The organism is Kiloniella laminariae (assembly GCF_027214005.1).
Taxonomy (GTDB): domain Bacteria; phylum Pseudomonadota; class Alphaproteobacteria; order Kiloniellales; family Kiloniellaceae; genus Kiloniella; species Kiloniella laminariae_A.
In genome coordinates this window covers 45985-58935 of sequence record NZ_JAPWGY010000004.1, presented here as the reverse complement: position 1 = coordinate 58935, position 12951 = coordinate 45985, and the positions used below count along the sequence as shown (strand labels likewise).

The 12951-nt window shown below is 49.2% G+C and carries 13 protein-coding genes and 1 riboswitch; of the genes, 5 read left to right on the top strand and 8 right to left on the bottom strand.

Annotated features, from left to right (window positions below; translation table 11 throughout):
* The first annotated feature begins 44 nt into the window (after positions 1–44).
* Positions 45–467, top strand: a complete 423-nt coding sequence (locus O4H49_RS12610; RefSeq protein WP_269423793.1) for a cupin domain-containing protein — start codon at positions 45–47, stop codon at positions 465–467.
* A 42-nt stretch (positions 468–509) separates the two neighbouring features.
* On the opposite strand, the gene O4H49_RS12605 is transcribed toward O4H49_RS12610, so the two are convergent.
* From O4H49_RS12605 to O4H49_RS12585, 5 genes are all read right to left on the bottom strand, one after another.
* Positions 510–1193: an HAD family hydrolase gene (locus tag O4H49_RS12605; RefSeq protein ID WP_269423792.1), complete on the bottom strand. Its 684-nt coding sequence runs from the start codon at positions 1191–1193 to the stop codon at positions 510–512.
* A gap of 182 nt (positions 1194–1375) precedes the next feature.
* On the bottom strand, positions 1376–2101 hold the full coding sequence (gene phbB / locus O4H49_RS12600) for an acetoacetyl-CoA reductase (RefSeq protein ID WP_269423791.1): 726 nt from the start codon (positions 2099–2101) through the stop codon (positions 1376–1378).
* Positions 2102–2295: 194 nt separating this feature from the next.
* On the bottom strand, positions 2296–3471 hold the full coding sequence (locus tag O4H49_RS12595) for an acetyl-CoA C-acetyltransferase (RefSeq protein ID WP_269423790.1): 1176 nt from the start codon (positions 3469–3471) through the stop codon (positions 2296–2298).
* Positions 3472–3695: 224 nt separating this feature from the next.
* The gene (locus O4H49_RS12590; RefSeq protein WP_269423789.1) at positions 3696–4763 is read right to left on the bottom strand and encodes an alpha/beta fold hydrolase; all 1068 of its coding nucleotides are present in this window, start codon (positions 4761–4763) and stop codon (positions 3696–3698) included.
* Between the two features lie 7 nt (positions 4764–4770).
* Entirely contained in the window at positions 4771–5193 is a 423-nt protein-coding gene (locus tag O4H49_RS12585) for a hypothetical protein (RefSeq protein WP_269423788.1), read from the bottom strand.
* Positions 5194–5460: 267 nt separating this feature from the next.
* Here O4H49_RS12585 and phaR point away from each other — a divergent pair, with 267 nt between their 5' ends.
* The gene (gene phaR / locus O4H49_RS12580; protein ID WP_269423787.1) at positions 5461–6063 is read left to right on the top strand and encodes a polyhydroxyalkanoate synthesis repressor PhaR; all 603 of its coding nucleotides are present in this window, start codon (positions 5461–5463) and stop codon (positions 6061–6063) included.
* A 183-nt stretch (positions 6064–6246) separates the two neighbouring features.
* Here phaR and O4H49_RS12575 read toward each other — a convergent pair whose 3' ends face one another.
* Positions 6247–7989, bottom strand: a complete 1743-nt coding sequence (locus tag O4H49_RS12575; RefSeq protein WP_269423786.1) for a putative bifunctional diguanylate cyclase/phosphodiesterase — start codon at positions 7987–7989, stop codon at positions 6247–6249.
* Positions 7990–8486: 497 nt separating this feature from the next.
* Here O4H49_RS12575 and O4H49_RS12570 point away from each other — a divergent pair, with 497 nt between their 5' ends.
* Positions 8487–8885, top strand: a complete 399-nt coding sequence (locus O4H49_RS12570; RefSeq protein ID WP_269423785.1) for a helix-turn-helix domain-containing protein — start codon at positions 8487–8489, stop codon at positions 8883–8885.
* A 45-nt stretch (positions 8886–8930) separates the two neighbouring features.
* Here O4H49_RS12570 and rfbB read toward each other — a convergent pair whose 3' ends face one another.
* Positions 8931–10049, bottom strand: coding sequence for a dTDP-glucose 4,6-dehydratase (gene rfbB, locus O4H49_RS12565; RefSeq protein ID WP_269423784.1), 1119 nt, complete (start codon positions 10047–10049; stop codon positions 8931–8933).
* A gap of 124 nt (positions 10050–10173) precedes the next feature.
* Positions 10174–10620: a response regulator gene (locus O4H49_RS12560; protein ID WP_269423783.1), complete on the bottom strand. Its 447-nt coding sequence runs from the start codon at positions 10618–10620 to the stop codon at positions 10174–10176.
* 187 nt (positions 10621–10807) lie between these two features.
* Positions 10808–11019: riboswitch (cobalamin riboswitch) on the top strand.
* A gap of 175 nt (positions 11020–11194) precedes the next feature.
* Between O4H49_RS12560 and O4H49_RS12555 the strand changes: the two genes are divergently transcribed.
* Together O4H49_RS12555 and O4H49_RS12550 are read left to right on the top strand one after the other, a co-directional pair.
* Positions 11195–11998, top strand: coding sequence for an ABC transporter ATP-binding protein (locus tag O4H49_RS12555; RefSeq protein WP_269423782.1), 804 nt, complete (start codon positions 11195–11197; stop codon positions 11996–11998).
* Positions 11985–12947 (top strand): ABC transporter substrate-binding protein, encoded by a 963-nt coding sequence (locus O4H49_RS12550; protein ID WP_269423781.1) that lies wholly within the window; start codon positions 11985–11987, stop codon positions 12945–12947. Before O4H49_RS12555 ends, O4H49_RS12550 begins: the two co-directional genes overlap by 14 nt.
* The last annotated feature ends 4 nt before the right edge of the window (positions 12948–12951 follow it).

Genomic DNA, 12951 nt, shown 5'->3' with positions numbered 1-12951 from the left:
CATTCATCTGATCCCCGGGCATTACACCAATTCAGGATTTCTCAATGAACCAGCATGCCCGCGACCTGATCAAGCAGCTTCAACTCCAGCCGCATCCCGAGGGCGGATGGTATCGGGAAACCTATCGCCATACCGCTGCAGATGGCAGTCGCGGTGACCAGACAGCCATTTTTTTCCTCCTGGAAAAGGGACAGTCCTCTCACTGGCACCGCATTGACGCTGTCGAAATGTGGCACTGGTATGCCGGAAGCCCGCTTAAGCTGAAAAGTCATGACGGCACAAGCGGTTCAGAAGTTATTCTTGGTCCAGATATACTTGCCGGACAAACCCCGCAGTATGTTATACCAAAGCAACACTGGCAGTCAGCCAAGGCTGAGGAAGGCTGGTGTCTGGTTGGCTGTACCGTCGCCCCGGCCTTCAGCTTTGAAGGATTTGAGCTGGCCCCGCCGGAATGGTCGCCAGCGTAACATCTGTCGCAAAAAATGCATCGAAACAGACAGGCGAACAGGCTATCCGGCAGTATAATCTTTCAACATGCTTTGCAGTTGCCGCATATCTTCAAATACAGCGTAAGCTCCTGCATCAAGCAAAGTTTCTTTCTGGTGCGCCGGATCCGCGATATGTGAGGCTCCGATATACCCCAACACCGGGATGCCAGCCGCAACCGCTGCAGTTACCCCTGTAGGGGTATCTTCGATCACAAGGGCCTGCTCTGGCAACACCCCCATTTTTTGACAGGCCAGCAGATGTAACTCCGGGGCTGGCTTGGGGTTTTTAACAAGGGAGGAGCTGAAACGGCATTCTGCTGCGAAAAAACGATCAAGCCCGGTTGCCGCCAGCGCCAGATCCAGCCGTTTCGTCCGGCTGTTCGACGCCACACAAAAAAGAACATTCAGATTGGCAAGAGTTTCTCTGACAAAGGGAAGAGATTTCAGCTCGTTTGGGAAACAGGATATTGTTGCCTCTTCGACAATCGAAGCAAAATTTTCAGGAATTTCAGGGCAGGACTCAGCTGCAAAAAAATGGCCAATAGCTTCATCTGTATAGCCGGAAAACCTGGTTGCAGTTTCATCCGGGGTAATCCGAATTCCATAGTGACCAAGAGTTTCGGACACCACTCGAGAGGAAAGCACCTCGCTATCAACCAGAACGCCATCACAATCAAATATAATCAGTTCCGGGTAAGATAACATGGTCTTTGGCACTCCACAGATAATCAACAAGCAGGATCAGCCAAGGCTTAACCAGCCGATCAGCTGGGGACAATAAAAAAAACGTTCGCTGCTCATTAGAGGGATGAGCCAGCGAACGTTCTATGCATGACCAGAAACAACAGGCAAGAATTTCTTCGCGTAAAAACTCTGCCTCGCCTGACCTAGTCCATATACTGGCCACCATTGGCCGTAAGGGTTGAGCCTGTCATGAAACCGGCTTTATCAGAGGCAAGAAAGAGAACGCATTCCGCTATCTCCTCTGGCTCGCCCAGGCGACCAACCGGAATCTGGGGAATAATCTTGCTGTTGAGCACCTCTGCAGGAACGGCCCGCACCATTTCGGTTCCGATATAGCCCGGCGCCACGACATTCGCCGTGATCCCCTTACTGGCATTTTCAAGTGCTATTGACTTGGTAAAGCCGATAACGCCTGCTTTTGCTGCCGCATAGTTGGCCTGGCCAAATTGCCCTTTTTGTCCATTGATCGAGGAAATGCTGATGATCCGGCCAAAACCCCGCTCCCGCATTCCCTCAATGACATTGCGCGTCATATTGAACAGGGAATCAAGATTCGTGCTGATGACATCCCGCCACTGATCCAACGCCATTTTGTGCAAGGTCCCATCCCGGGTTATGCCAGCATTGTTCACAAGAACATCAATTGGGCCCACCTGCTGCTCTACAGTTTCAATACCGGCACGACAGGCATCAAAATCACCGACATCCCATTTGAAAACGGCAATATTATTTGCCTCGGAAAAAGCCTTAGCAGCTTCATCATTGCCTGCATAACTCGCGGCAACCTTATACCCAGCATTTTTCAGAGCTAAAGAAATAGCCGCACCGATACCTCTGGTTCCACCTGTAACAAGCGCTACTCGAGACATTATATTTTCCTTTCTTTATTTTGTCTCACAGGGCCTGACCCCTATTGGTTCTGTATCTGAATCCGAATATCAGGGACGAAGTCTCCGATTCAGATACAAAAAAGGCTGCCTTCTATTGAAGGCAGCCCATTTCAGAAGAGTCCAGGTCGATGATGTTTTTGCTTTTCTCATTCATCGCCCGGTTTCCCATTTGTTCAGCCTCGCTCGACACAAAGCGCTATTCCCTGTCCACCACCAATACAGAGTGTGGCCAAGCCCTTCTTCGCGTCACGCTTTACCATCTCATGTAAAAGAGTAACCAGCACACGTGCTCCCGATGCACCAATCGGATGGCCCAGGGCAATTGCGCCGCCATTTACATTCACGATATCACTGTTCCAGCCCAGCTCCCGGTTTACCGCCAGCGCCTGAGCCGCAAAAGCTTCGTTCGCCTCTACAAGATCAAGATCCTTGATATCCCATCCCGCCTTTTCTAGGGCTTTCCGACTGGCCGGAATAGGGCCAGTTCCCATAATAGCCGGATCCACCCCTGCCGTAGCCCAGGAGACAATCCGCGCCAGCGGCTTCACGCCACGGGTGCGCGCTGCCTCTTCTGACATCAGCACAACAGCTGCAGCACCATCATTGATCCCAGAAGCATTACCTGCGGTTACCGAACCTTCCCGGTCAAAAGCCGGGCGCAACTTGGCAAGCCCTTCAGCCGTTGCATCGCGTTTCGGGTACTCGTCAGTATCGACAACCGTGTCCCCGCGGCGAGACTTCACCGTAACCGGTACAATTTCGTCCTTGAAACGGCCTGCTTCCATCGCCGCAACAGCTTTCTGCTGTGAAGCCAGGGCAAAAGCATCCTGGTCTTCGCGTGAGACATCAAACTTGCGCGCAATATTTTCCGCCGTTGTGCCCATGTGATAGCCGTTCATAGCACACCAGAGACCATCTTTGATCATGGTATCAACGAAGCTGACATCGCCCATTTTTGTACCGTTCCGCAAATGTGCAACATGCGGCGCCAGGCTCATGTTTTCCTGGCCGCCAGCAACGACAATATCAGCATCGCCCAAAGCAATGGACTGATATCCCAATGCAACAGTGCGCAAACCAGAGCCACAGATCTGGTTAATCAGATAAGCTGTCTTTTCGGCTGGTATCCCTGCGGCAAGAGCCGCTTGGCGTGCCGGATTCTGACCTTCTCCTGCGGAGAGAATTTGGCCCAGGATAACCTCGTCAACATCCGCAGGCGACACGCCTGCTCGTTCCAGAGCTTCCTTGATCACCAAGGTTCCCAACTCGGTAGCCGAAACAGATGAGAGGGCGCCCCCAAAAGAACCGATTGGGGTTCGGACAGCCCCGGCAATAACTACTCCAGACATCACAGCTACCTTTCAGATAAGACAAACATTTTACATTATAACACTCGGCGAACTGGGAGATCTTGTAACAAAAAAGATACTCTTGCCTCTCCTGCACACCAGGGCATTATGCTGCATCGCAAAATAACTTTATGAACCATAACTAGCTTGCTGAACGAAAATCAAGCCAATATTAAAGATTTTTGACATAATAATTACTAAATTGACGTAATATTGCAATATTATTACTGATTTTTCAGTTTAGAACAAAGCCAATCAGAAATGGGTTTCCAGATTTTTGATTGTGCAGCGCCGCTAACTGTCATTCCGATATGCCCCAAAGAGGTTTGAAGAATTTCTGAATGGGGAAGGCATTGCGCCAAAGCCATCGATGATGCTGCTGGAACAATCCTGTCTTTCAAAGACACAATCGAAAGTGCAGGAACTTCCAGTTCCCCAGGCCGGATTTCTTGCCCCTGGATTGTCCAGTTACCCCTCCCCGTTACATTTTGCCCATACCAGTCCCGTAAACATTCCTCGGCAACTTTTTCTGTTAAAGGAACACCATCATTCAGCCAGTCCTCAAGTGCGACAAAGTTTGCCGCTGCCCCGCTGGACATATCCATCCGGTTAAAGGCGCTGAATTTCCGAAGAGAAAGAGTCTGGTCCAGAGAAGCAAACAAGCTTTGCAGAATTTCACTGGGCAGCCGTTTTTGCACTTTAACCAGGGGAAGCAGTCCAACCAGTGCTTCCGCCCGCATTCTCGCGGCTCCCCCCTCGGCCTGTCCCTCATGAAAATCCCAGGGACTGGCCATAAAAACGGCAGTGGATATTTTGTCCTGATGCAGTTGAGAAAGAGCGACAGCCAGTGTTCCCCCCATGCAATAACCGATAACTCCAGGAAAAGCGCCCGTGATTTTGATCACGGCTTCCAGGGCATCGCTCAGATAGCTTCCGACATAATCATCCAGGCCAAAATCCTTTTCGGCAGATCCCGGTTCCCCCCAATCCATTACAAAGGGGCGAAATCCCTGTCGTGCCAGCCAGCGCAGAAAACTGTTATCTTCTTTGAGGTCCAAAATATAGTACCGGTTTACCAAAGAAGGGATCACCAGAAGCGGACAGGCGCTTTCTGTCGTCCCATAATCAAGCAATCGCGCGGCACCTTTCGACCAGACGGCAGGCTTGGGTTCAAGAGACCGTTGATAGCCTGAAGCCTGATATAACTTTACACCCTGCAGAAAATCCTGATAGCGGGCAAGGATTGCCCGCTCCAAAGCCGCAGAGAAAGCAGCAGCATCTGTCCCTGACAAATACCTCTTAATTTCCTTTTCCAGATCCTTTGGCATCTGGGGAATGTTCAAGGCTGGCGATTTGTTTTGCGAGATCATCAAGCCGACCCTTGAGCTCTGCAAACTCATCAGCGCCGACATTACATGCAGAGGCAGAGGTACCGGCATATTCTGGCGCTCTTTCCTCTGCTTCATTTTTATCTGCACCTTTTTTGAAAAAACCGGAACTCAGGATATCAGGATATTGAAAAGCAAAACCGACTGGATTATCCGTCGGATCATTCTTGATTACGGCATGATAAAATTCACGCCACTGCCTGTACAGTTCCATGAATTCGGGGCTGTTACCAGACAGTGTCTCCAGATACCCTTCACTTTGGGCAGAAAGGCTGCCTATCCACCAATCAAGAAACTGTTCTGCCACATCATCAACATCTTGTTTCTCAGTCACCGCATATCCCTGTTGCTTTGCCCCTGCATCTGACGCCCGGCACTCTCAAATGTTTCCTTAGCAGTCGCAGTGTGGCACAGTTAGGATGATTTTCGCAGGGGCAATGAAGAAGAATAGCAAACAAAACACAATTTTTTTGAAGCTTTTACACGCTCTTCATTGACAGACCCCATCGCAGCGCAGCAATATTTGGTAGCAGTGCACAATCACCGTCGCACCTGCTGAACTATTCGGCAGGTGGAAGAAAAAGCATTGGAGGTGAGGAACTTGGCGACCTCAAAAACTGAAAAAACCGACGACCCGATCGTTATAAAAAAATATGCGAACAGAAGGCTCTACAACACCGCAACCAGCAGCTATGTCACCCTTGATCATCTGTGTCAGATGGTGAAAGAAGATGTAGATTTTATCGTGTACGATGCCAAATCTGGGAACGACATTACCCGTTCGGTTCTCACACAGATAATTGTTGAAGAAGAAGCCAAGGGACAAAATTTACTCCCCATTACCTTCCTTCGTCAGTTGATCAGCCTGTACGGCGATTCCATGCAGTGGGTGGTGCCCCGTTATCTTGAACACATGATGGACGGGTTTTCTGAAAATCAGGACAAGATGCGCCAATCAATGCAGGAAACCTTCGGTGGTATCTTTCCTTTTGGCAATCTCGACGACATGAATAAACAGAACATGGCACTATTTGAAAATGCCATGCGCATGTTCTCGCCAATTGCATCCGCTGCAGCGACAAAAACTGATCCGGCTTCTGATGCGACAAAGAAGACCGAGGGGAACGGTCTGAATGATCTGAAAACCCAGATGGAGCAATTGCAAAGGCAGCTTGATGCCCTGAGTAAAAATCAGAACAAATAATACTTTGAAATTTAAGCATGAAATTCAGAAGGCCTTCTCGCAAACCTTTGTGACGAAGGTCTTTCTGCTTTTCTCCAGCGGCATCTCTGATCGGAAACAGGTTTTCAGAAAGGTCCCAGCTTGAATGAACCCAAATAAATTGCGCCTGAATATCATCAGATAAAATTATTAACCGTACCCGGATCAGGCCGGAATTGCTGCCTTACCTTGAGCCGCTACCCGTTTATCTGCAGCCTGCTTGTTTTTGCTCCCGAGCCACTCCGGTGAGATTTCCGGTTTCCCGAAGTGATATCCCTGCAAGAGGTCTACCCCTTCCCGGGCGAGGAACTCGGCTTCTTCAGCCGTTTCGACAAACTCTGCAATGGTCGTATGATTGAGCGCTTTGGCCAGGCTCAACAGGTTGCGTACAAAAATCTGGTTTTCCTCATTCTCGAGGATGCCCGAAATAAACGAGCCATCAATCTTGATAATATCAACTGTCAGTGTTTTGAGGTGACGGAAAGTTGTGTAGCCAGCCCCAAAGTCGTCAATTGCGACCTTACAACCCAACTGACGTACAGATGAAACAAACCGCGCGGATTCCTCCAGATCGTGCAGAGCTGCCGTCTCTGTGATTTCCACGATCAGCCGTTCAGCCAGATCGGGTCTGGCTTTTACTTTGGAAGAAAGGGCGCGCAACCAGCCACGATCTGATGCCGTTAAACCAGAGATATTCAAGGCCATGGTAATATCAGGATTAGCGGCCAGATCCTGAAGGGCCAGCTCAAGAACCCGTCGATCAATTACCCGCATCATCCCAAGTTGCTCGACGACAGGGATAAACACCCCTGCAGGAACAATATCCCCGTTGCGGTCATACATTCGCAACAAGGCCTCGACCAAAACCATTTCATGTGTATCAGCAGCAACAATCGGCTGGTATGCCAAGGCGAGCCGATCCTCTTTCAGGGCCAACTTCACCTCTTCGCCAATGACCATACTTGTGCGGTAATTTTCGCACTGTTCAATGGTTAACTTATAAGGCTTCACACAGTCCCGACCGTTGGATTTCGCCCCCAGCAAAGCGCTTTCTGCCTTGGCAAAAGCATCGAAACTGGTTTTTGTCTGCTCCGGAAAGAAAACCTGTCCGATGGAAACCGTGACATATATCCGCTGCCCGTTCACCTCAAACGGCGTTTCCCGTACCGTCTGCAAAATACGATCTGCAATTGCATCGGCTTCATCGTTGGATGCCACACTCATGATCACACCAAAACGATCACCGCCAAGTCGACCAACGATATCAGCGCCGCGAATACATTTGTCCAGTCGCTCACCAAGCTCGACAAGGATGCTGTCTCCGGCTTCGAACCCGTAAGCGGTATTAATCATTCCCAGATGATCAACCCCGACAGCAAGGAAGGCGCCTTCGTATTTGTAGCGGATAGATTGTTCCAGCGAGAAATCCAGCGACTCACGCAGTCGCAACTTGTTAAAATGGCCCGAGAGCTCGTCATAACTCGCCAGATATTCAAGCCGGGCCTCGGCCTGCTTGCGGATGGTAACCGGACGCAAAACCCCGGTCAGGCGGGTTGGAGCCCCTGTTGTCGAAACTTCGACTGCGCCACGATCATGCACCCACTGGAAATTGCCGCTGCCATCGCGCACCCTATATTCGCAATCGTAATAGGCCTCTCCGGCGAAGTGGTCCGTGAGGTTGCGCATACGCGAAGGCAGATCTTCAGGATTAATCCGGTTGTGATATGCCTCTCCCGAGACCGGAACAACCTTGTCATCCAGACCAAAAAGCGATGAAGAACGACCAAGCCAAACTAAACTATCAGTTGCCAAGTCCCATTCGTACATGACATCACCAGAAGCGTCCAATGCAGCAGCCATCTGGTCGAGTTGAGCTAGAGCGTTATCTTTGTGAGGGGACCGTTGCACGGTCTTTCTTACTCCTACCTGAAGCGAAAAACCAGAAATGACAAAGCATTTCCACCTTAGATTTCAATGCCAAGAATAGGCCTCAATCCCTTAACGAAACCTGAATCTTGTCAAATTAAATGGCTGAACTACCCTCTATTGGCGACAAAGCCAGCTAGCAGCTCTCCACAACCGAAACGATATAAAAACGATTACTTATATAAATTCAAACTCAGAACAGCACAAGTCGCAAACAGTAAATAAATCAATAATGTAAAATAACCGAAAAGGCGAAATTGATCCAAAGACTTTGTCTTGTAACGCGATGAATGATGAAGAAAAAAAGGTTCGTTAATATTGGTAAACAAAAAATTAATGGCTTTTATTTCAAAACAACGAAAATATTCGGGTAATTTTTTTTAAACTTCTATTGAAATAGCGGACAAAACCCTTTATTTCACACAAAAAAAGAATGAAACTTACAGCTGAAATTCATTACCCAGGAAGGGTTAGTGTGATTGGTGAAAAATGTGAACAGAGATTCTTCGAAGACACATCATATCGAACGCCATGTAGGACAACGGATACGAGAACGCAGAACCATGTTAGGTCTGACACAGCAACAGCTGGCCGATCTTATCGGCGTCACCTATCAGCAGGCTCACAAATACGAAAGAGGGATTAATCGCGTATCAGCGGGTCGTCTCTTTGAAATTGCACAGGTTCTGGGAGTTGAAATAAATTTCTTCTATGAAGAACTTGATACGTCAGGTGAAATTATGAATGAAAGACAACGTATGTGTCTGGATCTTGCTCGTAACTTCACCCGGATCAAAAACGAGAAGCATCAAGATGCGATCAGCACACTTTGTCGTGTTTTATCCGAACAGGAAAAAACAGAAGTTGGGGTTGCTTAACGCTATCATCTGAAACACCCAAAACACTTGTTATGAAAAGTGTTATCAGGAACCGGGCAACTCCCGTCCATCCTTAAACGCGGAGCCCCTCACTCCAAGGCGGGCTCCAGCATATCCTCTCTTTTCCAGGCCTTGCCACCACTTTTGTTGCTCCAGATACCATTTCACAGTGGCGAGTAACCCATCCTCAAAAGACACTTTCGGTCTCCAGGAAGTTTCGCGTCTGATCTTTTTTGCGTCCAAGGCATAGCGTTTATCATGCCCTGGACGGTCAACGACATGTGTTATCAAACGGTCATGCGGCCCCTGTTCCGGACAGAATCGATCCATAAGTTCGCAGATCTTCTCAACAACGCTCCGGTTTTCCAGTTCATCCCCGCTACCAATCAGATAGGTATCGCCAATCTGGCCCTTCTCCAGCACAGCCAGCAGGCCACGTACATGATCTGAGACGTGAATCCATTCACGAATCTGTTTACCCGAGCCGTAAAGAGGCAATGCCTCTCCCTTCAGGGACTTTAAGATCATCAGGGGAATGAGTTTCTCGGGAAACTGCCAGTAGCCATAGTTGTTACCGCAGTTCGTCAACAAAACAGGCATTTCATAGGTGTGATGCCAGGCCCGCACCAGGTGATCAGATGCAGCTTTGGTTGCCGCATAGGGAGATCGAGGATCATAAGGGCTTTGCTCTGAAAACACTCCTTCTTCACCAAGAGAGCCGTAAACTTCATCCGTTGAAATGTGTAAAAGCCTGAAAGAGGGGTCTTTTCCCTTACCCTCCCAGAATTGCAGCGCGGCTTGAAGCAGGTTAAACGTACCGACAACATTGCTTTCCAGAAAGCTCGACGGCCCCTCAATAGACCGGTCTACATGGCTTTCTGCAGCAGAGTGTAAAATATAGTCAGGGTTGGCGCGCTCCAGAACCTTCTGAACGGCCACGGCATCCTCAAGCGCTACCTGTTCGACAGAGATACGTGGTGGCAACTCTATTTGCCCAAAGCCGCTAATCCGCTGCAGGTCTGCGGCATAGGTCATCTTGTCCAGAATAGTAATCCGGATATCCGGAACGGCCTGCAACTGCCTGACAATTTCAGATCCGATAAACCCGGCTCCGCCTGTAACCAGAACATTTTTACCCTGCCAGAACTTTTTATTTAGCGCCATCCCACCACTCTGCCTGATCAGTATTCCCAGGAAATAATCTGCAAGAAAATGTGACAATCAATGTCCGGCAATATCAGGATCGGGTCAACAGATTGCTCATAAGTGCACCCATCAGGCACCTCACTCAGCCGATATCCACATATTCATCATCATTGTCGTCATCTGACGCAGACACTGCAGAAATATCAACAATACGACAAAGTCGACGATACAGAATTTCAATAGAAACGGGCTTGGCCAACACATCACTCACACCGGATTGTATGGCCTCCATCACCCGTTCATATTCGGTGTGCCCGGTCAGAAGGATGATTGGCACCCGGCTATAATAGCCCCCTTTACTCCGCAGCTGGCGGGTAAATTCCAGACCGTTAACCGGCTTCATTTCCCAGTCGGTGATAATAATATCAGGCTGTGCCCTGCGCAGTTCTGCATAGGCATCTTTAGCGTTACTCAAATAGCGGACCCGCGTAATAGCCATCGCATGAAAAATGGTCTTAACGATCCGCAACATATGTACGTTATCGTCAATCACCATAACATTCAGGGCAGAGAGATCGTAACCAGACACTCTTATTTACACTTTCCGCAGTACAAAAGAACAACACACAACTTACGAGCTATTTCCCGTCTTGGGTAGCCTGGTATAGACCAGCAGGGGCGAAACACAAATGAACAAAAGCAACTTATCGCTTTTTGTCGCACCTGTATCTCTCCAAAATTCTTACTGACGACAGTCTTGCGTAATCAATCCGGAACATATTATGTTGTGGGATGGTTCTCGCGTCGTGAAACACGATGGAGATTAAAAGGGAACACAGAGGAGTTTACCCATTAGGGGATTCTAACTGTGGCTGCCCCCGCAACTGTAAGCAGTTAGTCCATGCCTTTTGCCACTGGTTTTCCGGGAAGGCGGCATGTGATGAATAAGCTGCAAGCCAGGAGACCTGCCATGTCATATGCAACCAACAATCAGGGCGGGGCGCCCGAAAGGTGACGAACATGGCCACAATACAACTGATTTAGCTTTCTCCATCTTTTACTCGTAAGCCCGTTTTGCCTTCGCAAGATGGTTGTTTTTGCCTGATCAGAAAAAGATATGTTATATCATAACGTATCTTCGTTATTATGACAGAATCGATCCGATGGAACTCCGCATAGAAAATCTCGACCTCTTCCAGAACAAGAAGCAGATTCTAAAAAACATGAACCTGACGGCAAAAGCTGGCCAGGTCACCGGCATTATCGGCCCCAACGGCTGTGGCAAATCCAGTTTGCTGCGCTGTATATATGGCGCGGTTTCACCCGGTCACGGACGTATTTTGCTCAACGGGCAGGAAAGTCACAGCTTCACACGCCGAAACCTCGCCAGAAACCTCGCGGTTGTCCTCCAAAGCCAGACCAGTGACCTTGGCCTGACAGTTCTGGAGACAGTATTGCTCGGGCGCATCCCTCACAAACCGGCTTTTGGGGGCAACAGAAAAGAAGATCTCGCTCTGGCCCGGGAAAGTCTTGAACGCACTGGAATAATTCACCTGGAAGACAGAGCTTTCTCCACCCTCTCCGGCGGAGAAAAACAACGAGCCCTGATTGCCCGTTCTCTTTCTCAGGCCCCCAGAATCCTGTTGATGGATGAGCCAACAAATCATCTGGATATCCTTCAGCAATACGAGATTCTAGAGCTGGTAAAGTCTTTGGGAATCACCGTATTGCTGGTGCTGCATGACCTGAATCTGGCCGCGACATTCTGCGAAAAAATCTACGCCATGCAAAAGGGACACCTCATCGCCCAGGGGACACCTGAAACACTTCTGACCAACAAGCTGATACAGGCCCTCTACGGCATAGACAGCCTTGTAGACCAGCACCCGGCCAGAGGCCACCCACGCATCACTTTCAATCATCCGCGCTTCAACCACACGGAAAGAACAGCTTATGAAGTACATTAGTCTCGCCACGATTGCTGCAGCCACTTTCGGTTGCGTCTCTCTCGCCTATGCCTCGGGTTTTCCGGTAACTGTCGAAAGCTGTGGCCGACAGATCACCTTTGATCAGGCACCATCACGGGCTGTGAGCCACGACATGAATATCAGCGAAATCATGTTCAGCCTCGGTCTTCAGGAAAAGATGGTCGGTGTAACCGGCATCAGTGGCTGGTACAAATCCACAGCAGAATTTGACAAGCAACGCGGTGATCTTCCCGAACTCGCACCCAAAAATCCGAATCTGGAAACGCTGCTCGGGGTCGACCCTGATTTCTTTTTTGCGGGTTGGTACTATGGCATGAACCCCGGTGGAGACATCACCCCTGAAACTCTGGCAGAATATGACATCCCGGTTTATGAACTGACGGAATCCTGCATCCACATCGACAAGAGCCGCCCCAGAGCCAGCCTTGATGTTCTCTATCAGGATACACTGAGCATCGGGAAAATCTTTGGTGTTGAAGAAAAAGCCCAGGCTCTCGTCAAGCAATACAAAACAGATGTGGACAGCATCACCCGGAATCTCTCCTCAGTTGCACCTGTGACAGTATTTTTGTTCGACAGTGGTGAAGAAAAGCCCTTTACCGCCGGAAAGTTCGGCATGCCCACAGCCCTGATCGAAGCTGCTGGCGGGAAGAATATTATGGATGATGTCGATACAAGCTGGGGCAGCGTTGGCTGGGAAAGTATCGTCGAACGAAACCCCGAGTTCATTATTCTGGTCGGTTATGCAGATAACTCCTGGGAAAAAAGCCGGGATTTCCTGAAAAGCTTCCCCCCCTTGAAAGATGTTAAAGCCATCACAAACGACAGATTTCTTGTCTTGAATTATACAGAAATCACCCCGGGGCCGAACAACATTCCTGCTATCAGAAAATTAGCCAAAGCCCTCCATCCGGAACTGATCAACTAAACAA

What these genes read in the sequence shown, in the direction of transcription:
- O4H49_RS12610 (WP_269423793.1), top strand. Translation starts at nt 45, where the DNA reads ATGAACCAGCATGCCCGCGACCTGATCAAGCAGCTTCAACTCCAGCCG.
- O4H49_RS12605 (WP_269423792.1), bottom strand. Translation starts at nt 1,193, where the DNA reads ATGTTATCTTACCCGGAACTGATTATATTTGATTGTGATGGCGTTCTG.
- phbB (WP_269423791.1), bottom strand. Translation starts at nt 2,101, where the DNA reads ATGTCTCGAGTAGCGCTTGTTACAGGTGGAACCAGAGGTATCGGTGCG.
- O4H49_RS12595 (WP_269423790.1), bottom strand. Translation starts at nt 3,471, where the DNA reads ATGTCTGGAGTAGTTATTGCCGGGGCTGTCCGAACCCCAATCGGTTCT.
- rfbB (WP_269423784.1), bottom strand. Translation starts at nt 10,049, where the DNA reads ATGGCGCTAAATAAAAAGTTCTGGCAGGGTAAAAATGTTCTGGTTACA.
- O4H49_RS12555 (WP_269423782.1), top strand. Translation starts at nt 11,195, where the DNA reads ATGGAACTCCGCATAGAAAATCTCGACCTCTTCCAGAACAAGAAGCAG.
- O4H49_RS12550 (WP_269423781.1), top strand. Translation starts at nt 11,985, where the DNA reads ATGAAGTACATTAGTCTCGCCACGATTGCTGCAGCCACTTTCGGTTGC.